Origin of the sequence: Bartonella sp. MU37NMGALS, from assembly GCF_042194015.1 — a bacterium.
Taxonomy (GTDB): domain Bacteria; phylum Pseudomonadota; class Alphaproteobacteria; order Rhizobiales; family Rhizobiaceae; genus Bartonella; species Bartonella grahamii.
Genome location: NZ_JBHIML010000006.1, coordinates 1 through 22,768, shown reverse-complemented (window position 1 = coordinate 22,768; position 22,768 = coordinate 1). Strand labels below are relative to the sequence as shown.

General features: G+C 37.1%; 20 protein-coding genes and 2 tRNA genes. 9 read left to right on the top strand and 13 right to left on the bottom strand.

Features of this window, described 5'->3' with window-relative positions:
• The first annotated feature begins 344 nt into the window (after positions 1-344).
• Positions 345-2,594: a DNA topoisomerase IV subunit A gene (parC, locus tag ACFIJP_RS04860; protein ID WP_375625951.1), complete on the top strand. Its 2,250-nt coding sequence runs from the start codon at positions 345-347 to the stop codon at positions 2,592-2,594.
• A 466-nt stretch (positions 2,595-3,060) separates the two neighbouring features.
• Here parC and ACFIJP_RS04855 read toward each other — a convergent pair whose 3' ends face one another.
• From ACFIJP_RS04855 to rpe, 10 genes are all read right to left on the bottom strand, one after another.
• Positions 3,061-4,317, bottom strand: coding sequence for a multidrug effflux MFS transporter (locus ACFIJP_RS04855; RefSeq protein WP_375625949.1), 1,257 nt, complete (start codon positions 4,315-4,317; stop codon positions 3,061-3,063).
• Between the two features lie 67 nt (positions 4,318-4,384).
• The gene (grxD, locus tag ACFIJP_RS04850; protein ID WP_375625948.1) at positions 4,385-4,717 is read right to left on the bottom strand and encodes a Grx4 family monothiol glutaredoxin; all 333 of its coding nucleotides are present in this window, start codon (positions 4,715-4,717) and stop codon (positions 4,385-4,387) included.
• 98 nt (positions 4,718-4,815) lie between these two features.
• Complete coding sequence (locus tag ACFIJP_RS04845; protein ID WP_375625946.1) at positions 4,816-5,049, bottom strand: BolA/IbaG family iron-sulfur metabolism protein; 234 nt, start codon at positions 5,047-5,049, stop codon at positions 4,816-4,818.
• Between the two features lie 60 nt (positions 5,050-5,109).
• Entirely contained in the window at positions 5,110-7,320 is a 2,211-nt protein-coding gene (purL, locus tag ACFIJP_RS04840) for a phosphoribosylformylglycinamidine synthase subunit PurL (RefSeq protein ID WP_375625944.1), read from the bottom strand.
• A gap of 294 nt (positions 7,321-7,614) precedes the next feature.
• On the bottom strand, positions 7,615-8,286 hold the full coding sequence (gene purQ / locus ACFIJP_RS04835; RefSeq protein ID WP_375625942.1) for a phosphoribosylformylglycinamidine synthase subunit PurQ: 672 nt from the start codon (positions 8,284-8,286) through the stop codon (positions 7,615-7,617).
• Positions 8,287-8,297: 11 nt separating this feature from the next.
• Positions 8,298-8,537: a phosphoribosylformylglycinamidine synthase subunit PurS gene (gene purS, locus ACFIJP_RS04830; RefSeq protein WP_375625940.1), complete on the bottom strand. Its 240-nt coding sequence runs from the start codon at positions 8,535-8,537 to the stop codon at positions 8,298-8,300.
• 78 nt (positions 8,538-8,615) lie between these two features.
• Positions 8,616-9,380 carry a phosphoribosylaminoimidazolesuccinocarboxamide synthase gene (gene purC / locus ACFIJP_RS04825; RefSeq protein ID WP_273724109.1) on the bottom strand — a complete coding sequence of 255 codons (765 nt, stop codon included), beginning with the start codon at positions 9,378-9,380 and terminating at the stop codon, positions 8,616-8,618.
• A gap of 172 nt (positions 9,381-9,552) precedes the next feature.
• Entirely contained in the window at positions 9,553-10,101 is a 549-nt protein-coding gene (locus tag ACFIJP_RS04820; protein WP_375625938.1) for an RBBP9/YdeN family alpha/beta hydrolase, read from the bottom strand.
• A gap of 68 nt (positions 10,102-10,169) precedes the next feature.
• Positions 10,170-11,477 (bottom strand): adenylosuccinate lyase, encoded by a 1,308-nt coding sequence (purB, locus tag ACFIJP_RS04815; protein ID WP_375626068.1) that lies wholly within the window; start codon positions 11,475-11,477, stop codon positions 10,170-10,172.
• Positions 11,477-12,163 carry a ribulose-phosphate 3-epimerase gene (gene rpe, locus ACFIJP_RS04810; RefSeq protein WP_375625936.1) on the bottom strand — a complete coding sequence of 229 codons (687 nt, stop codon included), beginning with the start codon at positions 12,161-12,163 and terminating at the stop codon, positions 11,477-11,479. Before rpe ends, purB begins: the two co-directional genes overlap by 1 nt.
• A gap of 145 nt (positions 12,164-12,308) precedes the next feature.
• Here rpe and ACFIJP_RS04805 point away from each other — a divergent pair, with 145 nt between their 5' ends.
• Positions 12,309-12,848 carry a flavin reductase gene (locus ACFIJP_RS04805; RefSeq protein ID WP_375611549.1) on the top strand — a complete coding sequence of 180 codons (540 nt, stop codon included), beginning with the start codon at positions 12,309-12,311 and terminating at the stop codon, positions 12,846-12,848.
• Positions 12,849-13,161: 313 nt separating this feature from the next.
• On the top strand, positions 13,162-13,578 hold the full coding sequence (dksA, locus tag ACFIJP_RS04800; protein WP_015856486.1) for an RNA polymerase-binding protein DksA: 417 nt from the start codon (positions 13,162-13,164) through the stop codon (positions 13,576-13,578).
• Positions 13,579-13,630: 52 nt separating this feature from the next.
• Here dksA and ACFIJP_RS04795 read toward each other — a convergent pair whose 3' ends face one another.
• The gene (locus ACFIJP_RS04795; protein WP_375625934.1) at positions 13,631-14,107 is read right to left on the bottom strand and encodes a hypothetical protein; all 477 of its coding nucleotides are present in this window, start codon (positions 14,105-14,107) and stop codon (positions 13,631-13,633) included.
• Between the two features lie 211 nt (positions 14,108-14,318).
• On the opposite strand from ACFIJP_RS04795, the gene ACFIJP_RS04790 reads away from it, so the two are divergent.
• The gene (locus ACFIJP_RS04790) at positions 14,319-16,853 is read left to right on the top strand and encodes a response regulator (protein ID WP_375625932.1); all 2,535 of its coding nucleotides are present in this window, start codon (positions 14,319-14,321) and stop codon (positions 16,851-16,853) included.
• Between the two features lie 283 nt (positions 16,854-17,136).
• On the opposite strand, the gene purN is transcribed toward ACFIJP_RS04790, so the two are convergent.
• Positions 17,137-17,748, bottom strand: a complete 612-nt coding sequence (purN, locus tag ACFIJP_RS04785; protein ID WP_375625930.1) for a phosphoribosylglycinamide formyltransferase — start codon at positions 17,746-17,748, stop codon at positions 17,137-17,139.
• Positions 17,745-18,836, bottom strand: a complete 1,092-nt coding sequence (purM, locus tag ACFIJP_RS04780; protein ID WP_375625928.1) for a phosphoribosylformylglycinamidine cyclo-ligase — start codon at positions 18,834-18,836, stop codon at positions 17,745-17,747. The genes purN and purM overlap by 4 nt, the downstream gene beginning before the upstream one ends.
• 158 nt (positions 18,837-18,994) lie before the next feature.
• On the opposite strand from purM, the gene ACFIJP_RS04775 reads away from it, so the two are divergent.
• The 5 genes from ACFIJP_RS04775 to ACFIJP_RS04755 all read left to right on the top strand — a co-directional run bounded on the left by ACFIJP_RS04775 (position 18,995) and on the right by ACFIJP_RS04755 (position 22,187).
• Complete coding sequence (locus tag ACFIJP_RS04775; RefSeq protein ID WP_375625926.1) at positions 18,995-20,206, top strand: AI-2E family transporter; 1,212 nt, start codon at positions 18,995-18,997, stop codon at positions 20,204-20,206.
• A complete protein-coding gene (gene hdaA, locus ACFIJP_RS04770; RefSeq protein ID WP_375625924.1) occupies positions 20,203-20,892 on the top strand; it encodes a DnaA regulatory inactivator HdaA in 690 nt (229 codons plus the stop codon). The genes ACFIJP_RS04775 and hdaA overlap by 4 nt, the downstream gene beginning before the upstream one ends.
• A gap of 707 nt (positions 20,893-21,599) precedes the next feature.
• Positions 21,600-21,676: transfer RNA gene (locus tag ACFIJP_RS04765), tRNA-Pro, on the top strand.
• Between the two features lie 89 nt (positions 21,677-21,765).
• On the top strand, positions 21,766-22,071 hold the full coding sequence (locus tag ACFIJP_RS04760) for an ETC complex I subunit (RefSeq protein ID WP_375625923.1): 306 nt from the start codon (positions 21,766-21,768) through the stop codon (positions 22,069-22,071).
• A 39-nt stretch (positions 22,072-22,110) separates the two neighbouring features.
• Positions 22,111-22,187: transfer RNA gene (locus tag ACFIJP_RS04755), tRNA-Arg, on the top strand.
• Positions 22,188-22,768 lie beyond the last annotated feature (581 nt).

The window sequence follows — 22,768 nt, the reverse complement described above, 5'->3', positions numbered from 1 at the left end:
AGTTTTTCATGGAAAAACTGAATGGGGTTGTTATACAATTTATTTTTATAATAAAAGATGATGTTTGAAAGGTGCTTTTGTCATTCCAAAAAGAATGAAATAACTCTTTGTGAGCAGTTAAATTATTATCGGATTTGACAAAGCTTTCAATAAATTACTTAGAACAAGGGGGGAAGGACATGTATAAATTTTTCAAATTGATATAATTTTCTGTTCATGTTCTAATCGCAGCGTTTGTTTTTATGTAATTGACTTTTAATAAAAAAGTCGACTCATAGAAGATTTCATTAAATAAATCCTATAAAATAATTTCTTATTATTGTGGGAATTGTTGTTTTAATACTATGTCTGATAAAATGAATTTACCTTTTGATAAAGAACACATTGAACCAATAGAATTACGCTCTGCTTTACAGGAACGTTATTTGGCTTATGCACTTTCTACGATTACACACCGTGCATTGCCTGATGTACGTGATGGATTGAAGCCTGTCCACCGGCGGATTGTTCATGCGATGCGTCTTCTCAAACTAAATCCTGGACAGTCTTATGCGAAATGTGCGCGGATTGTCGGTGATGTCATGGGAAAATTTCATCCTCATGGGGATGCGTCTATTTATGATGCTTTGGTGCGCTTGGCTCAAAGTTTTGCTGTTCGTTATCCATTGGTTGATGGGCAAGGCAATTTTGGTAATATTGATGGTGATAATGCTGCTGCCATGCGTTATACGGAAGCACGTATGACTGAAGTGGCTGCATTGTTACTTGAAGGAATTAATGAGAATGCTATTGATTTTCGTTTAACCTATAATGAAGAAGATGAAGAGCCTGTTGTTTTACCAGGAGCTTTCCCTAATCTTTTAGCAAATGGTTCTTCTGGTATTGCTGTTGGTATGGCAACATCTATTCCACCCCATAATGTTGCTGAGCTTTGTGATGCAGCGCTCCATTTGGTTGCGCATCCCGATGTAAATGATGAGGAATTAAATCAATTCGTTCTTGGTCCTGATTTCCCGACGGGGGGAATTTTAGTTGAACCTAAAAAAAGTATTGAGGAATCCTATCGTGTTGGGCGTGGATTCTTTCGCTTGCGTTCACGTTGGCATCAGGAATCGGGCAGTCGTGGTTCTTATGTGATTGTTGTGACTGAAATTCCCTATCAGATTCAAAAGTCACGTCTTATTGAAAAAACAGCAGAGTTATTGCTTGCACGGCGATTGCCAATGCTTGAGGATATCCAAGATGAATCAGCAGAAGATATCAGAATCGTGCTGGTTCCTAAAAATCGTACGGTTGATCCGGAGCTCCTTATGGAGTCTCTTTTTAAATTGACTGATTTTGAAGTAAGATTTCCCCTTAATCTGAATGTTTTGTCTTTGGGAAAAATACCCAATGTTCTCTCTTTGCGCGAGAGTTTACAGCAATGGCTCGAACATCGTCAAGAAGTCCTTATTCGCCGCTCTCATCATCGGCTTGATCAAATTGATTGTCGATTAGAAATTCTTCATGGATACCTTATTGCCTATTTAAATCTCGATGAGGTTATTCAGATTATTCGTGAAGAGGATGAACCTAAAAAGCAGCTGATCAGTCGTTTTGAATTAACAGAAAATCAAGCTGAAGCTATTCTTAATATGCGCTTGCGTTCTTTGCGTAAGCTTGAGGAATTTGAAATTCGTAAAGAATTTGAAATTTTGAAAGCTGAAAAAGAAAAGCTACAGAATTTGTTAGCTTCTCCTATAAAACAATGGAAAATAATTTCAGAAGAAATCAAAAAAGTTCGAAACACTTTTGGTCCTGAAACACTCTTAGGGAAAAGACGTACGACATTTGAAGAGGCACCCAGACATGATCTTGATGATATTCAACAAGCAATGATCGAAAAAGAACCGATTACTATTGTTATTTCTGAAAAGGGGTGGATGCGTGCTTTGAAGGGACATTTGAACGATTATAAAGCACTTTCTTTTAAAGAAGGAGACAGTTTAAAGTTAGCATTTCCAGCATTTACGACCGACAAGATTGTACTGATAAGTACGGGGGGAAAGTTTTTTGCACTTGGTGCAAATAGTTTACCTGGAGGGCGGGGACATGGTGAGCCTATTCGTATTTTAGTTGATATGGATGATGAGCACGATGTTCTTACAGCTTTTGTGCATCACGCAGAGGAAAAACTGCTCTTGGTTTCATCTCACGGTAATGGTTTTATTGTTCCTTCTGCAGAAGTGATCGCCAATACACGAAAAGGAAAGCAAGTGATGAATGTGAAGGCTCCTGATAAGGTAAAGCTTTGTGTTCAAGTAACTGGTGATCATGTTGCAGTAGTTGGAGAAAACCGTAAAATGCTTATTTTTTCTATTGAACAAATACCAGAAATGAATCGCGGTAAAGGTGTTCGTTTACAGCGTTATAAAGAAGGTGGTGTTGTTGATGCCAAGACTTTTAATTTATCAGAAGGCTTAAGTTGGCAAGATACAGCTGAACGAATCTTTAACCGTCAGGCGGACGATCTCTTTGAATGGATGGGAACGCGTGCGTGCGTCGGGCGTTTGGTTCCAAAAGGATTTCCAAAATCAGGAAAATTTATTAATTAAATGTATTTTATAAATGGAAAAATTCCCTATGGTTTTATGATCGTGTAAGATATTAATTTATAAGGATAATTTATTATTTTTATATTGAAGGAAAAACTTAAAGCGTGATTTTTTCTTATTTCGTTCTAGTTCAGGTTAAATCAATCAAAACTGTTTGTTTACTTGTTATGAGATGAAAGAGACCAGCCCGCCTGCATAAAAACTATTCAAAAAAAGAATAAAAATACTTTTTTAATAAATTGTTTCACATACAAGAGTTGTTACAACAATAGGTATGTTTGTTTTTTTACGTTATAGCATTTATGGGTGCTGTCGTGAAATGATTTGACATTTTGAGAGCTGTATCTTTAAACAAACAATGTGAATGTTTAACATAAGAGTGTTCTATTTGGAGATGTTTTATTTGTCTGATAGGTTTATCTCCTTATTGTTCAAGAGAGATGTTATTAATCTTTCGTCGTAATATTTATTCGTTAGGATTACTATGATATTGCCTAAAAAGATGACCACGTTCAGCCCATAAGACGAGAAATATGGCAGCGAGACTCAAAAAGAAAAATCCTGCTGAGTTTGGGGTGGTTGTTTCATCAAATTGTTGAGCAATAAAAAAACTGAGACCTGTGCCAATAGATGTTTGCAGAAAACCAGATATAGACGACGCGGTCCCAGCTATTTCTCCTACAGGTTCAAGAGCGAGTGTATTGAAGTTTGCCATAATGCCACCGCAGGCAAACATCAGTATACAGAATAACAGCATGTAAAAAGCAAAAGGAAGAATACCATCTGTTAAGATAGAGCCAACAAACCATACACATGAAGTGATACAAAAAAGTAAAAGCATCGCGTGAGCGATACGGCGCATTCCAAGGCGTCCAACGAGTTGAGAGTTAAAGAAAGATGATAGAGCTTGAAATGCAGCACCAACTGCAAAGGCAATAGGGAACCAAAGTCCTAGATTATAGATCCCTTCATACGTTTGTTGTGATGTATTAACGGCAGTAAAGATACAGCCTAAAATAATCGAAGTTGCTAGTGTATAGCAAAGTGTTGTGCGATTGGTTATTACAATCCATAAATTATGTTTGACTGAAGAAAAGGAAAGAGAGCGTTGCGCATAAAGAGTTTCCGGCAAGCGGAATTGAATCCAAATCATCAACCCGAAACCAATCATTGCCATGAATATGAAAATAAATTGCCAGTTTCCAAACAGTAAAATGATCTGTCCTGTTGCTGGTCCAATCATTGGTGCAATAAGGAAAACCATCATCACGATAGACATCACTTCTGCCATTTTCCGACCACTATAGAGATCACGTACAATGGAAACTGTGAGCACGCGCATAGCAGCTCCTCCCATACCTTGTAAGGCACGCAAAATAAGCAAGAGAGAAAAATTTGATACAAAGGCAGAACCAATCGCTGCAAATGAATACAAAGCAAGACCAATAAGAATAATCTTACGGCGCCCATAACGATCACTTATGGGACCAAAAAATATCTGTGTGACGCCATAGCTGATAAGATAACTAGAAATGATATAATGCTGATCGTTTTCATTGATAACATTTAAACTGTTTAAAATGTTGGGCATAGCTGGCAACATAATATCAACAGCTATAGAATTGATGGCCATGAGTGAAGCAATGAGAATAACAAATTCTTTATAGCCAATTTTTTCTCTAATCGCATCACTATGCTTTTGTTCGTCGACTGAATATGACATATGCACCCTTTTAATAAAAGTTTCGACTGAACACGATTCTATAAGAAGCAAATAAAATGAGAGACATCTATGATTTATTGCAAGGAATGTCTTTTTCCTTTAGCAGTTCTTGCAATTCGTTATTTTGAAACATTTCTTTAACAATATCACAGCCGCCAACAAATTCACCTTTGATATAGAGTTGCGGAATTGTTGGCCAATTTGAGTAGTCTTTTATCCCTTGACGCAATTCGTTAGAAGTTAAAATATTAATTCCTTTATAATTTAACCCTAAATAATCAAGGATTTGAACGACCTGCCCAGAAAATCCACATTGTGGAGCGTCAGGCGTTCCTTTCATGAATAAAATGACATCATTTGTTTTAATTTCGTTGTCAATAAAATCATGAATAGTAGTCATCTCTATTCCTCAATAGTATAAATTCTTGGAAGTGTGCATTCACGCTCATATTATTTCTAATAGTATTGAGTGAATGAATGCAAGAAGAAATTTTTAAATTATTTGGGAATACTCGTTTGCAGTGCTAAAGCGTGCAAGTCATTTCCCATATTGCCTTTAAGAGCATCATAAACCATTTTATGTTGTTGAACACGGGTTTTACCACGAAAACTTTCAGAAATAACTTCTGCAGCATAATGTTCTCCATCTCCAGCAAGATCACGAATTGTTACAGTAGCATCAGGAATGCCTTCACGAATAAGCGTTTCAATTGCATGGGCACTCATTGCCATCATTATTCTCCTATGTATTCATTTCTTATAAAGGCTGTTGCTTAAGAGAAAAAACAATTTTTATTCTTCACCCATAAATTGTGGAAACCAGTTTTCATAGGCTTTTGTGAGTTTGTCTACTGAAAGTGTTAATATCCCATCTATATTGAGAGAAGTCCCCTCAACTTGACCTAGCTCTGTTAAAGTAACTGTATTGATTTGTGCACGCTCTTTAAGACTATTGAGAGAGTGAGGTTTGACGGCTAAAAGATAACGTCCTTGGTCTTCTCCAAAAAGTTCTGCATGATGGGGTGATTTATTGCTTAACGTTACTTTGATTCCTTTACCTGCTTTAATCACCATTTCGGCAAGTGCTATCGCCAATCCCCCGTCAGAAAGGTCATGGGCAGCGTGAATAAAACCGCTATTAATGGCATCTCGAACAAATTGACCATGTTTTTTTTCAAGTTGTAAATCTACAGGGGGGGGGGCACCTGCATCAATATTTAAAATGTTACGTGCATAGATTGATTGTCCTAAATGAGAGCCGCAATTTCCTACTAAAACAAGAATATCTCCATTTTGCATACCACTTATTGTTACCATTTTAGACCAATCATTAAGAAGGCCTACACCAGCAATTGTAGGGGTTGGAAGAATGGCTTCCCCATTTGTTTCGTTGTAAAGAGAAACATTGCCTGAAACGATAGGAAAATCGAGGATTCTACAAGCTTCTCCTATACCTTTAATAGCCAAAACCAGCTGTCCCATAATTTCAGGTTTTTCAGGGTTACCAAAATTGAGATTATCTGTAGCAGCCAGTGGTGTTGCACCTGTCGTACTAATATTTCGCCAGCATTCTGCGACAGCTTGTTTTCCTCCTTCATAAGGGTCTGCTTCACAATAACGAGGTGTTACATCAGAAGAAAAAGCAAGAGCACGTTTGCTGTTGTTTCCTACACGGATAACGCCTGCATCACCTCCTGGACAAACAAGGCTATTTCCTTGGATAAGGGTATCATATTGTTCATAAACCCATCGCCGTGAACTTTGATCAGCAGAATTCAATAAGGATAGAAGGGCATCACCAAGATTTTCAACCTTTTTGACGTCTTCTGCTTTCAAGGGTGTTTTTTTTGCCGGCTCACTCCAAGGACGATCATAAACAGGTGCTTCATCACCAAGCTCTTTGATGGGAAGATTGACAACTTCTTCCCCTTGATGAAATACACGAAAACGTAAATCATCGGTTGTTTTCCCAATGATAGAAAAATGTAGCCCCCACTTATGAAAAATTGCTTCTGCTTGCTTTTCTAGTTCTGGTTTAAGGACCATGAGCATACGCTCTTGACTTTCAGACAGCATCATTTCATAGGCTGTCATATTTTCTTCTCGAACAGGAACTGTATCGAGATTAAGCTGTATCCCTAAATTTCCTTTTGCACCCATTTCAACGGCAGAAGAGGTGAGTCCTGCTGCTCCCATATCTTGAATAGCAACAACGGCTCCAAGTTCCATGAGCTCTAAACATGCTTCAAGGAGACATTTTTCTGTAAAAGGATCACCTACTTGAACAGTTGGGCGTTTTTCACTGATTGAATCATCAAATTCAGCAGAAGCCATTGTTGCTCCACCGACACCATCACGTCCTGTTTTTGCACCAAGATAAACAACAGGGAGTCCAATACCTTGCGCTTTAGAATAAAAAAGGGCGTCTGTCTTTGCAATACCGGCGACAAAAGCGTTAACAAGGATATTGCCATTATAACGCTTATCAAAATTTACTTCTCCACCAACAGTTGGAACGCCAAAAGCATTGCTGTAACCACCAATTCCAGAAACAACACCAGAAACAAGATGGCGTGTTCTTGGGTGATCAGGAGCACCAAATCGCAATGCATTCATAGCAGCAACAGGACGGGCTCCCATTGTAAAGACATCACGTAAAATACCACCAACACCTGTTGCTGCACCTTGATAAGGTTCAATATAAGAAGGGTGGTTATGGCTTTCCATTTTGAAAACAACACATTGCCCTTCGCCAATATCGACAACACCAGCATTTTCACCAGGTCCTTGGATAACACATTTTCCTTCTGTCGGAAGAGTCTTTAGCCATTTTTTAGATGATTTATAGGAACAATGTTCGTTCCACATTGCAGAAAAAATTCCTAGTTCAGTAAATGTTGGTTCTCTACCGATTAAAGTCAGGATACGTTCATATTCATCTTCTTTTAGCCCGTGTTGTGCAATGAGCTCTGGTGTAATAGTGATGTTATTGCAAGGCTTCATGAGTATTTATCCGTCCAATTAATCGAAATTTAGCATTTTTATTTTTTTAATCTAGCAGCTTATATTATAAGCAATACTGTTGTTTAATAATAAAAATATTTATAGACAGTAAGCTGAAGATTTTGTTCGTTTGTTTGGTGGGATTTAAGACTAAAAATGGTCTTAAATAATTATGTGTTTAAAAAATAATATCCATTGTTGTTTGTGAAAAGCTTTGTTCATAGATTTACGATGCGAGAAATGGTATAGATCCTTGTTTTTTAAAAATTATGGAGCGCGAGTATTTTTTCAGCATCATCCATTTACTAACTCTAAAGCACTTTGAAAAAGTAAACGACCGTCAATACCTCCGTGGGCGGGTTCAATAAAGTTTTCAGGATGAGGCATCATACCAAGAATATTACCAGCTTTATTAACAATACCAGCAATATCTTTCATTGAGCCGTTCGGGTTTGTGTTTTCTGCATAGCGAAAAACAATTTGTTCATTATCTTCCATTTGCCTTAGTGTTTCACTATCAACAAAATAATTTCCATCATGATGGGCAACAGGACAACGAATAATTTGTCCTTTAGAATAATATCGAGAAAATTTTGTTTTGGCGTTGACGACTTCAAGTTTGATTTCACGACAAACAAATTTTAAAGAAGCGTTACGCATTAAAGTCCCAGGTAATAATCCTGCTTCCAACAAAATTTGAAATCCATTACAGATACCTATTATTGTCGTACCTTCTTGTGCTTTTTCACGAATGGCTTTTAAGATGGGAGTTCGCGCTCCAATAGCACCACATCTTAAGTAGTCGCCATAGGAAAAACCACCAGGAATAATAATAATATCTACATCTGGAATTGTTGTTTCTGTTTGCCAAATTTTTAGTGGCTCAACTCCCGTTATATGATGTAATGCTGCAACCATATCTCGATCACGATTTAATCCAGGAAGTTGAATGATGGCAGTTTTCATGAGCGTTTCACTTAAAAAAGTTCGATTGTATAATTTTCAATGACAGTATTTGCGAGTAACTCTTCACACATTTGTTCAAGTTTTTTCTTTGCGGTTTCAGAAGGTAGATCATCAAGAACAATATCAAAAACCTTTCCTTGACGAATGGATTGAATGCCTTCGAAAGCTAAACTTTTTAAAGCACCGGCAATCGCTTCTCCTTGTGGATCAAGAACGCTTTCTCTTAAAGTAACTGTAATGCGTGCTTTCATTTCTTGCTTCCTGCTTTTTAAAAGAACCCCTTCTTTGAAGAGGGGTATTTATATAAGGTGATGTTTTTTACCTTGTTTTTACTTTACGAGAACGGGACCACTTGGTCGTGTTGGTTCGTTTTCATTCATAATACCAAGACGTTTGGCAACTTCTTGATAGGCATTAATAAGCCCACCCATATCACGACGAAAACGATCTTTATCCATTTTTTCTTGTGTTTGCATATCCCATAGTCGTGCAGAATCAGGTGAGATTTCATCAGCAAGAACAATGCGCATTGTTTCATCTTCCCACAGGCGACCAAATTCCATTTTAAAATCAATTAATTGGATGTTAACACCGGCAAAAAGCCCAGAAAGAAAATCATTAATACGAATTGAAAGTTGCATGATATCTTCTATCTCTTGTGGGACAGCCCACCCAAAAGCTGTGATATGTTCTTCCGTTACCATGGGATCATCGAGAGAATCATTTTTATAGTAGAACTCAATGATGGATTGCGGAAGCGGGGTTCCTTCTTCTAAACCTAAACGCTTAGCAAGAGAGCCGGCAGCAACATTGCGAACAACAACTTCCAACGGAATGATTTCCACTGCTTTAATAAGCTGTTCGCGCATGTTTATACGTTTGATAAAATGTGTTGGGATGCCCAAACGCCCAAGATGGCTAAAGATATGTTCCGAAATTCGGTTGTTTAAAACCCCTTTTCCGTCGATAATTTCATGTTTTTTTGCATTAAAGGCAGTTGCATCATCTTTAAAAAATTGAATATAAGTCCCTGGTTCAGGTCCTTCATATAAAATTTTAGCCTTGCCTTCATAGATACGGTGGCGACGATTCATCATGATTCTCTATTTTCTTGAGAGGTTTTTAATAACATTGGTAAATGATACTATCCTAATTGATAGAATTTCTCAATGATATTGCTATGATACTTTTATAATTTTTGTCATTACACGTCTACCCAAAGGTGAAGATACATAAGCGATGAGAAAGAAGATCACCTCTTTTGGATCAAATTTTTGCAAGAAAGTGAGAGAGGACCATAAGCCCTTCAGGCCAAGGTCCGTGTCCGGATTCTGCGTTAATATGGCCAGAATACCCAGCATCAACAAAGAGCGATCCCCAATCATTGGCAATTTTTTCTGCTACTGAAAATTGACAAAATTCATCGTTGCGACTGGCTATGACAATAGAAGGAAAAGGAAGCTTTTGGCGATGATAGGGGCCAAATGTCATTAAATGTTTGGGACGTATTTTCTCATTGGCGACATCTGGAGGAGCAACAAAGAAAGCGCCACAAATTTTTTCTGTATTTTGTACAGTTGCGTGAATAGCACTGGGAACTCCTAATGAATGAGCAATAAGCATAACAGGCCTTTGAGCTTTTGCAATGGCGGTTTTAACTTTGTTAACCCACTCTTCACAAACAGGCTTTGACCAATGGAGTTGTTCAATGCGGCGGGCTGTCGACAATTTTCTTTCCCAGCGTGTTTGCCAATGATCTGGACCAGATCCTTTGTAGCCAGGAACAATAAGAATATCGAGTTGATTTGCTTTCATGAATTGTTTTCTTTGTTACAACAGATTTTTGATCATAGGTGGAATAGATTTGAGGTTTCTATGTCGCTTTACTGTTCTTCAAAAACACGTTTAAAAATCGTATTGATATGTTTGGTGTGGTAAGAAAGATCAAATTTTTCGCGAAGTTCTTCTTCACTTAAAGCTTTGATAACATCTTTGTCGTTGAGGAGTTCTTCTAAAAAATCTTTTCCTTGTTCCCAAACTTTCATCGCATTTCGTTGTACAATCCGATAAGAATCTTCACGACTGATTCCTGCTTGCGTAAGTGCTAAAAGCACCCGTTGTGAGTGAACAAGGCCACGGAATTTATTGAGATTTTTTTGCATATTTTCTGGATAGACAATGAGATTTTCAATGACAGATGTGAGGCGAGAAAGAGCAAAATCAAGTGTAATAGTCGCATCTGGAGCAATATAACGCTCAACAGATGAATGCGAAATATCGCGTTCATGCCAAAGTGCAACATTTTCCATGGCTGGGAGTGCAAATGCACGTACCATGCGGGCTAATCCAGTTAAATTTTCTGTTAAAACTGGATTACGTTTATGAGGCATCGCCGATGAGCCTTTTTGCCCAGGTGAGAAATGTTCCTCTGCTTCCAGAACTTCTGTTCGTTGTAAATGGCGTATTTCTATCGCTAACCTTTCAATAGAGGAAGCAATAACACCAAGTGTTGCAAAAAACATAGCATGACGATCTCTTGGTATTACTTGGGTGGAAACTGGTTCAGCACGCATCCTCAAGGCTTTTGCTACATGTTCTTCAACGCTTGGATCGATATTTGCAAAAGTTCCTACAGCTCCTGAAATCGCGCAAGTAGAAATTTCTTCTCGTGCTGCAAGAAGACGTTTGCGACAACGGGAAAATTCAGCGTATGCAAGAGCAAATTTTACTCCAAATGTTGTTGGTTCAGCATGAATGCCATGGCTCCGCCCAATGGTGATTGTCTCTTTATGCTCAAAAGCACGTCTTTTTAATGCCTCAAGAAGTTGATCTATATCCTCTAGCAAAATATCACTAGCACGCATCAATTGAATATTCAGTGTTGTATCAAGAACATCAGATGATGTCATGCCTTGGTGGATAAAACGTGCCTCGGGTCCAATGAATTCAGCTAGGTGGGTCAGAAATGCGATAACATCATGTTTGGTAATTGCTTCAATTTCATCAATGCGATTGACATCAAATTTAGCTGCTGCGCCTTTTTCCCAAATGACTTTGGCGGCTTCTTTCGGAATAATCCCTAAGTGAGCAAGGGCATCACAGGCATGGGCTTCAATTTCGAACCAAATACGATATTTTGTTTCAGGAGACCAAATTGTTACCATTGCAGGGCGGGAATAACGTGCGATCATCATTTTTTTCCTTGTTGTGAGAGGATTGCGGCTTGGCGCAATGCACTCATGCGTGTTTTGTAAAGCTCTTTATTTCCATCTTTATAAATTGCAGAGCCTGCGACAAATACATTTGCTCCAGCTTTTGCAGCTATCCCAATTGTATCAACGGTGATACCACCATCAACTTCAAGATCAATAGGGCGGTTTGCAATCATGCTTTTAACGCGCTTAATTTTATCTTTTATTTCTGGAATAAAACTTTGTCCACCAAAACCGGGATTGACCGTCATGATGAGAATGAGATCTAATTGATCAAGCAAATATTCAAGTACATGTTCAGGGGTGCTTGGATTGAGTGCAATTCCTGCTTTTTTTCCCATTTTTTTGATTGTTTGTAATGAACGATGAAGATGTGGACTTGCTTCAGCATGAATGGTTATAATATCTGAACCCGCTTTTGCAAAAGCTTCCAAATAAGGGTCTACTGGTGCGATCATCAGGTGGACATCAAATATTGCTTTGGTTAATGGGCGTAGAGCCTTGACGATTTCAGGACCAAAGGTGATATTAGGAACAAAGTGTCCATCCATGATATCAAGATGAAGCCAATCTGCACCAGCATCAACAACATCTAACATTTCTTGTCCAAGTTTAGAAAAATCAGCAGCCAAGAGTGAAGGCGAAATGAGATGAGAATGGGGCATTAAAATCTCCTTGATTGGCTGTTTTTATCATATCGCAGTGTATACACAAATATCTTTTGTGTTATGACGGAAAAGAAAAAATATGTATTATAGATCTTTTTATGGAAAGATCGCTTGAAATTTTAAAGCTTTATAAGTGAAAGATATGTCGAATCATAAAACATATTTGATGCCTGAACTTCAACATAAACATACTATCGCGGTTTCTTCCCAAGAATATCGAGATGCCATGAGTCTTTTTGCAGGAGCTGTGCATATTGTGACAACAAATGGTATTAAGGGAAGACGCGGGGTGACTGTTTCGGCGTGTTGTTCTTTATCTGATGATCCTCCGACCCTTCTTGTTTGTCTCATGCGCCATAATTTAAAGAATCAGGTGTTTATGGAGAATGGAAATTTTTGTGTTAATAGCTTGGCAGGAAAGCATCGTTCATTAGCGGATGTTTTTTCGAGGCGTTGCAATTCTACACAAAATGAGCGTTTTGATGTTGCTCAATGGGGAGCTTTGCAAACGGGAGCGCCTAGTCTTTCAGACGCTCTAGCATCGTTTGATTGTCGTTTGATTTGTTGGCATGAGCACGCAACCCATTGTGTTTTGATTGGTGAGGTTGTTGCAATCAACTGTAATAAAGAAAAAGATGCTTTGATGTATTTGAAACGTGAATATCACACTTTGCCTTTATAAAGATTTTATTTTTTTGCATTGCTGAAATGATTTATTATTGCCTCATTTAGATTTTAAACAATGAGAAAGCAGGGGAGAGATCACTCTGATATCTGAATATTAGATTTCCTTCTTTTTGAAGTTTCTCAGTAAGCAAGAAAAATGTTCTGGATGAGATTTGATCAAGAATCCAACCTAAATAGAAAAGCGATTAAATCTAAACAGTGTATTTAGACATATTTGTAGATTGTTATGAAAAACATTTTACTCTTGTGTTGATGGGTATTGCACAATATATAGACCGCACATAGCATATGTGGAGGTTTTTTATTGCATGAGCGAAGAGATTGATGGTCAATATCGCCCCAGTGAAGATGAGCCTTTTATGAATGAGCGGCAAAAGGCGTATTTTCGTGCTAAATTGGTTTCTTGGAAGAATGATATATTAAAAGAAGCTCGTGAGACTTTGGAAAATTTGCAGGAAGAGAATGTTGGTCAACCCGATTTGACTGATAGGGCTTCTTGTGAAACTGATCGTACAATCGAATTACGTGCGCGTGATCGTCAGAGGAAACTTATTTCAAAAATAGATGCTGCTTTAGAGCGCATTGATAATGGGACATATGGCTTTTGTGAAGAAACCGGCGAACCCATTAGTATAAAGCGTCTTGAGGCTCGACCGATAGCCGTTTTATCATTGGAAGCGCAAGAACGTCACGAACGACGTGAAAGAGTTTATCGCGATGATTAAGGTCATTGAAATGATAAACAAACGAAACTCGTGGTGATAAAATTGTATATTTTTATTTTTGAAGGGTAGGAATGAATAAAGATGGTTCTTGCCTCCCCTCAATTTCGGCGGTGATTGCTGAATCTTTTACTGCTTGATTCGTAAAAGGAGAGGGATTTTTATCCGATATATCGTTTCTTTCTGTAGGGGCGGAATTTGGATGTGTGTGTGTTTCTCTCTTTTGTATTTTGGATGTACTGGTAATATCGGATTCTACAACCACATCTGTTAATCCGCCAATAAGGAGCAAATGTTCTTTATTATCGCAACGGACTAAAACAAGGCGGCGTGCTCGATCTATAGAAATTACTTCACATAATGCTAATCGTGATAGACTTTTTTTTCTATTATTGCTGAATCTTCCCGTACTTAAACGACGTAAAAACAAGATAATTATGGTAATAGCCACGATTGTTATTATAAAAAACAAAAAGCTTATCGTTATCTTCGCAGCAGATACACCTATTTGCTCTGATAACCAGATATACATAGATTTTCTCCCATTTTTGTGTGAAAATATCGTTTTTATTGAGATAAATTTATAAACACACCCTTAAAAGGTTCACTTAAATACAAGAAATAAAATTTTTAACATTAAGTGAGCTTTCTTTGAAAGATAATATCATAGTATATACTTTATAACAATGAATATAAAGGAAGTTTTGTGATATAAGAAACAGCTAAATCTAAGGCAATGAGAGATGGATAAAGGTTTTGATAATAATAAAAGATCAGCGTCTTCTGTTCATCGAAGAGTTGTGATTTTTGGTATTGTTTTTATATTATTTTTTCTTTTCATTGTGGGTATTTTAGGTTTTTTTTATCCACAAAGCTATTTGCAAAAGGCTATATTGATATCTTTTTTGATTCTAGCAATTATCGGCGTTGCAACACTCGTTTTGTGTGGAATGGGAATTTTAAGATACCATGTGTGGTCGCATGAAGATTTTGATTTTAGCATCTTTAATCGGAGCGATGATGCAATTGTAATCTCTGACCTTTCTGGTTTTGTTTATTATTCTAATCAAAACTATCGAAAAATTGTGACTTATAAGCCTGAAGTGTCTTGTTATATGGTTATTGCTGATCTTCCAGGAGCTGGTGCACTTTCGTATCGCTTAAAGGTTGCAGCCTGTAATAATCTTGCGGCGCAAGAGGAATTAAGAGTAGAACAACCAATATTTACCGATTCTACACCAAAAAAATCTGTTTGGTATAATATTTCCATTCAACCTATCACAAAACAGAAAAAAAAGCTTTTATTTTGGCGTATTGCTGATATTTCGCATTTACAACAAACACGAGAAGTTTTTTTCTCGAACCTTCAAGAAGCTATCAATCACTTGGATCAAGCTCCTATTGGTTTTGTATCAGTTAATACACAAGGAACTATTCTTTATGCGAATGCGATTTTTGCCGAATGGTTTTCAATTGATTTAGCGAATTTCTCAGTTGGTCAATATAATTTTGATTCGTTATTTGATAGCGTTGGCGCTAAGAGCTCATGGAGTGATATCTGTTTGCAAACCAACAGATATCAAAGTTCAGGTTACTCTTTACCTTATAAGTTTTCGTTATGTTTAAATTCACAAGCGACTTGTGAGAAAATATTCCATTGTCTTATCTCTGTTTCTTCTCTCTTAGAAGAGGAAGCCGTTTATCGTATTGTGATCATTCCACAACAAATACAAAAAGAAGAGGACGACCAATTAAAATTACCCACTATATTAGGAGAATATTTTGATGCGAGTCCTTTTGCAATAGCCGTGGTAGATCATGAAGGGCAATTGGTTCATATGAATAAAGCTTTTTCATCACTTACGGGATGTATGGACAAAGCTGTCAATTTTTATGATGTTATTTCTCGTCGTGATTGTGTGCAGTTAGAGCGTTCTTTTCAGAGAATTGCGACAAATAAAAATTATTTTGTTTCTCTAGAAACTGTTTTAGAAAAAAATGAAGAATGCCATTTACGGCTCCATATTATGTCTGTACCACCCCATCATGGTGATGCATTGCAAGATTTGCTTATTATCTCTGTGATTGAAACAACCGAACAAAAAACGCTTGAAGATAAAATGATGCAAAGTCAGAAGATGCAAGCTGTCGGACAATTGGCTGGCGGCATTGCTCATGATTTTAATAATGTTTTAACAGCAATTTTAATGTCGTGTGATCTTCTTTTAAATACGCATCGTAGTTCTGATCCTGCTCATGCTGATCTGATCAATATTAAAAATAATGCTAATCGTGCAGCTGCTCTTGTACAGCAATTATTAGCTTTTTCTAGAAAGCAAACACTTCGACCTGAAGAAGTTGATTTTACTGAATTTTTATCAGATATTCGCAATCTTATTTTACCACTTTTGGGGAATAATGTTCAGTTAAAAATTATCCATGGAAGAGATTTGTGGAGTGTTGAAGTCGATCAAGCATCTTTTCAGCGTGTTATTATGAATTTGGTTATTAATGCGCGTGATGCCATGTTAGATGGAGGTATTGTTACGATTGCGACAAACAATATTACAAAGCAACAAAGTGCTGAATTTAATCATCTTGGTTTAGAAATTGGTGAGTATGTACAATTGACTATTTCAGATACAGGGGCTGGTATATCTGCTGCTATACAAGAAAAAATGTTTGAGCCATTTTTTACAACAAAAGAAGTTGGAAAAGGAACAGGACTTGGTTTATCAATGGTTTATGGAATTATCAAGCAGAGTGGTGGGTGCATTTATTGTGAAAGTAAAGAAGGTGAAGGAGCAACATTTTATATTTTTCTTCCCCGTTATATCCCCAATATAAAAGGAAAAACTTCTCAAAAGATTGAAAAAGATGAAGAGAAAGATAAAAATATAGACTTAACAGGGTCTGCAACTGTTTTATTGGTTGAAGATGAAGATGCGGTTAGAATGGGGGGGGTAAGAGCTCTTCAAATGAGAGGATATACGGTTTTAGAGGCAGTGAGTGGGGTGGAAGCACTCTCTATTCTTGAGAAACAAAAAGGAGCTATTGATATTATTGTTTCCGATGTGGTGATGCCAGAAATGGATGGACCCACTTTATTGAAGGAAGTACGTAAAAACTATCCTGATATCAAATTTCTTTTCGTTTCTGGATATGCAAAAGATGCATTTGCTAAAAATCTTCCACAAGATGCTGTTTTTGGTTTTTTATCTAAGCCTTTTACACTCAAACAGTTAGCTCTAACAGTTAAAGAAACACTTTCATCATGAGGCAAAAATTTATGCAATAGAAAAATTGCGTATTTAAGATTTTTTAGGCGAAATACGAGAGTATTTTGATAAATAGAACTTGTGATAATGTCATAGAACTGAATAAAAAAGAAGAATTTGAAAATTTAATTAAAATTCAAAAAAAACACACATTCTGTGCAAAAATTTATGAAAAGATAGGCTCTATTACGTCAACATTTAATAGAGATTTTCAATTATAGACACTGAGCACGAATTATATGTAAAACATTGAAAAATGCTTATTAATAGATTGTTGATACACTCAAAAAGATAAAAGCTGTTGCTGCGCATCTACCATTTTGCTCTTCCCTTCAATAAATGCTTTTAAGGCTTCGGGGTAGAGTTTATGTTCTGCTTTAAGAACTCTTTGTCCTAAGCTCTCAGCAGTATCATGAGGATAGACTGGAACGGCTGCTTGGGCAAGGATTTTTCCTGCATCCATGTCTTCTGTAACAAGGTGAACAGTGCAACCCGTGATTTTTACGCCTGCTTGTAAAGCTTTTTCATGTGTGTTTAAGCCTTTAAATGAAGGCAAAAGAGAAGGATGAATGTTTAAAATTCGTCCTTCGTAAAGTTTTACAAAACGTGGCGAGATAAGGCGCATATATCCTGCAAAGCAGAGAAAATCTGGTTTATATTGATTTAAAATCGTAAAAATACTTTCTTCATGCTCTTCTTTTGTTTTGTAAATTTTGCGATCAACAATATGAATAGGTAAGTTATGGTTTCGCGCCTTTTCAATACCGTCTGCACGCGGATTATCGCAAATAACCGCGATGATTTCAGCAGGATATTCCTTTTGTTGACTAGCTTGAGCAAGGGCGACCATATTGGATCCATTACCAGAAATGAAAACGATGATTTGTTTTTTCATAAATGCAGTACCCCTTTATAAAGTATTCCTTTATTTTGATCTTGGCGTTTTGTTAAAATGCCAAGAGGAGTTACGCTCTCTCCTTTTCTTTCAAGAGCTTGCGTAATTGTTTCAGCTGCATGCTGTGCTACGATAATGATCATGCCAATACCACAATTGAATGTTCTTAACATTTCTGTTTCTTCTATTTTACCTTGTTTGGCAATCCATGAAAATACTGCTGGAACATTGATGGTAGAAAGATGAATTTCAGCGCAGAGAGAAGATGGAACAACACGTGGAATATTTTCAGGAAAGCCTCCACCCGTAATATGAGCAAGAGCTTTAATCCCTTCGTATTTTTTCATGATGGGAAGAAGCGATTTTACATAAATGCGTGTTGGTGTAAGGAGTGCTATACCAAGGCTGTTTTCGGGAGCAAAAGGGGCAGGGTCATTCCATTTGAGATCATGTTGCTGGATGATTCGTCGAACAAGCGAAAAGCCATTGGAATGAATTCCAGAGGCGCTTAGACCTAATATAATATCACCTTCTGTTAAATCTTTTGAAGGGAGTAGCTTGCTGCGTTCGCATGCTCCTACAGCAAAACCGGCTAGATCATAATCTCCCTCTGCATACATTCCTGGCATTTCTGCAGTTTCTCCTCCAATAAGAGCAGCACCGGCTTGTTTACATCCTTCTGCAATACCAGAAACAATTGCAGCACCTTGTTCAGGGTCAAGCTTTCCAGTTGCAAAATAATCCAGAAAAAAGAGAGGTTCAGCCCCTTGTACGAGTAAATCATTGACACACATAGCCACAAGATCAATACCTACAGTGTTATGGTGACCTACTTCAATGGCAATTTTTAATTTTGTTCCCACACCATCATTGGCTGCTACTAGGATAGGATCCGTAAAGCCAGCTGCTTTTAAATCAAAAATTCCACCAAAACCGCCAATTTCTGCGTCTGCTCCGGCTCGTTTTGTCGCGCGTATAAAGGGTTTAATTTTTTCTACCATGGCATTACCCATATCGATGTTTACACCGGCTTTTGCGTAGGTAAGACCAACTTTGGATTTATTATTTGTAAGATCTTGGTTGCTCATTGGAGCCTTCCTTTAATGGAAAATCGGGTTTTGATATTATGCAATGCCATGATAGAGTTCTCTCTGCAAGAGATATTGATAAGAAAATAAGCAACTTTGCTTGTACCTTATTTTGAAGATGTTTATAATTTTTTGTGAAGAATTTTTTAGGATATTTTATGAGCAAGATATCAGATAATCACGGTCAGTCTTCTTGGCAACTTATGAAAAAGAAAGTGAGTGAGAATACATCTCGTGATCGTTATAAGACTTATGTGCCAGCGTATACTCAATTACCGTTGCCGAATAATATGAAAAGGCAAATCTTTTTTTGGCTTGGTACGCTGATTTTTTTCATTTTTTTTATGTTTGTTTTTGGATCGATTTTGCTCCCTTTTGTGGCAGGGATTGTGCTGGCTTATTTTCTCAATCCCATTGTTCAATTACTTGAAAAATTTGGTATTCGACGGGTGTTTGGGACTGTCCTCATTACCTTATTTATTGTTGTTACCTTTGTTGCTGCTTTAGTTATTTTGATTCCTGTTATTAGTTGGCAAATACAGCAATTCATGAGTGATGGTTTACCTGTTTATATTAATCGTATTCAAACCTTTTTTGTTGAGCATGATTTTGATTGGATAAGGCGCTATTTTGGAAGTGATCCAAATGAATTACGGAATAATATTAAAGGATTTTTGGGAGAAGGTTCTGATTTTATTACGTCTCTTTTGAATTCACTTTTAAAGTCAGGAAAATCTATCGTTAATATCGCTAGCTTATTTGTTGTGGCACCTGTGGTGGCATTTTATATGTTATTAGATTGGCCGCGTATGGTAACAGCAATCGATTCGTTAATACCGCGTGATCATCTTGAAACCGTTCGGAGTATTTTTCATGAAATGGATAGAGCTATTGCAGGCTTTGTTCGTGGACAAGGAACAGTTTGTCTTATATTGGGAGGCTATTATGCTATTGGTTTAACGATTGCAGGACTCAATTTTGGTCTTTTAATTGGTATGTTTATTGGTCTTATTAGCTTTGTTCCTTATATCGGCACAATGAGTGGTTTGGTCCTTTCTGTTGGTATTGCATGGGTCCAGTTTTATCCCAATAATTGGGGAGGAATCATCGTTGTGATGGCACTTTTTTTAATTGGTCAATTTATTGAAGGTTATATTCTTCAACCCAAGCTTGTAGGTTCATCAGTGGGATTACATCCCGTATGGCTGATGTTTTCACTTTTTGCTTTTTCTTCACTCTTTGGTTTTACTGGTATGCTTGTTGCTGTTCCTGCGGCAGCGGCTGTTGGCGTTTTAGTTCGTTTTGCTCTTCATACTTATCTTAGTTCTCAGATGTATTCGCGAAGGGGAAATTCGGAGCCGCTAAAATGAATGGGTGTGAAACGCAATTATCTTTAAATTTTCCTTATGATCCGATTTTTCAATTTGAGGATTTAGTGGTAACGGAAAGCAATCGTATGGCTTTTCAGCTTATTGATCACTGGCCCAATTGGAGCTTACCTATTGCAGTTTTGGTTGGCAAAGAAGGATCTGGAAAAACGCACTTTTCTAATATATGGCTCCAAAAAGCAGATGCTTTCAGGATTCAGCACAATGAAATTGATCAGGCTGTTACTGTGGCTTCTTTAGGCAGATCATTTTTGATAGAGGATATTGATGCAGATGAAATCAAAGAGACAGAACTTTTTCATTTAATTAACAGTATTAAGCAAGCAAATCTTGATGCACGACAAGCTACTTTATTGATGACGGCACGGACACTTCCTTCCGCTTGGAATTTAAAGTTAAATGATCTAAAAAGTCGTCTTAATTCGGTGATGTTCGTTGAAATTAATCAGCCTGATGATGCATTATTAACAGCTGTTGCATTTAAGCTTTTTTCCGATAGGCAACTTATTGTACATCCAGACACGGTTTATTATCTTGTAAGTCGTTGTGAACGTTCTTTATTTTCATTGAAGTGTGTTATTGATTCTGTTGATCAGTTGGCATTACAAAGAAAAAGAAAAATAACACGTGCTGTTATTGCTGAAGTTTTGAATAGAAAAAATCCGTAAACACTCCCTATCATGGCTTACTTATTCTGTCTTTCTATTATCGTTTCAATATGTGGCAAGACAAATCATTGAAATTTTCTTCTTTTTTGATATCCGTTAAGAGTGAAAAATAGTATTTTTTACTTTAGTCATGTGTTTATCTTAAATAGCTTTGAGATTTTATTGTATGATGTTGACTTTTTTCCATCTTTGCATTTGAAATTTTTTCTAAAAAAAGCGCTTTATTTTATTTATAATGGAACTTTCGTGCTTTGAAAAAATGTCTGTTGTTTATGGATTTGGATTGTAGAAGATTCTAGAATTTTTATAAAAGAGTTCTTTGCAAGATAGAAAAAGAGGGGAAAAAGCTTAATACAGCTGATTTTTTGGCTTGTGTTCTCTTTTAGAAAGTTTTTCTATGATATTTAAGTCGTTTTTTTCTAAAATTGTATCTGTAGAATGCGTTTTGATACAGTGAGAGTTTGCTTAAAGCAGGATGAAAATTATGAAATCCTTACAGAGAAATTCGTTATTTTTTAATATAGATTGGATTCTTTACGGAGGTTGTTTTCTATTATTTGTCAATAAATATGTTATTGAGTAGGGAAAAAATTTTTAAAACGTGCTTTTTTGTAAAGAAATGCAACAAAATTAAAAAAAAGTGTGTTTTTCTCTTGCACTTCTGTTGTGAAAATTTTAGGAAATGTGCATCAAGTAAATGTAAATGGCGGAGCGTAGCGCAGCCTGGTAGCGCACCTGATTTGGGATCAGGGGGTCGTAGGTTCGAATCCTATCGCTCCGACCATATTTGATTAAGTGTGTGAGAATGACCCAATTGGGTACGTGTGGTGGAAAACTATCATTCAAGCGTTGTGTAATCTGAAGGAAAAAGGCATGATCGCACGTATTTATAGTCCTGCTAAGACAGCTATGCAGTCAGGTAAGGGGAATACAGGTTTTTGGATTCTAGAGTATGAGCCGGTGAAAGCAAAAATGCTTGAACCTCTTATGGGGTACACGGCAACGTCTGATATGAATAATCAGGTGAGGATCAGATTTAATAAGAAGGAAGAAGCGATTGCTTTTGCGCGTAAGAATGCTATCTCTTACCGTGTAGAAAAGAAACGTATGTCGATTCGACGTGCTGTTTCTTATTCTGATAATTTTCGCAGTGATCGGCAGCACTCTTGGACACATTGAATTAAAGATGCTATTTTGAATTGAGAAAATAATCAGTTGGGTCCCGTAGCTCAGCTGGATAGAGCAACGGCCTTCTAAGCCGTGGGTCACAGGTTCGAATCCTGTCGGGATCACCATCCGGTTTTTCCCCATGTATAATGTATTTATTCTTTGTAATCTTTTTTAAAGTTCGGGAACATTAACAAAAGTTCGGGAGTAGGATTTTCCAACATACTTTTACAAAGCTCATCTGTTTCCTCCAATGTTCTCTAATAATTTTTTAAATTCTTTGAGAACCACTATTTTAAATGCGCAAAGACATTATCTATCGCATCCATAAAGACAAGCAAAATTAATAATTCATTTCGTATAACGAGACATCACTTTACACTTTTGTAGGTCATGATGATTTCTTGAAGTATTTCTTTTCCAGCTTCTGTAAGCTCTATATCGTCTTGTGTTTTTTTTCTAGCCATGTTTCCACCCACATACGCGTTCACCTAGATTATTGTGCTTTAAGATCTCTCTTGCTAAGTTTGAACTGATGGCGTTCAGATCTTGCCGGCTTAAATAAATTGGCAACCAGCCAACACAAGAAGAAGCATATTTATTTGTCGCGCAACCAGTCAGAGAGAGCAACGCGCACATCAGCATCACTTTTTTGATTAACTTCACTTTCCACCTCCAGACGTGTTGTGGCTGCTTTTAAAGCTTTTTC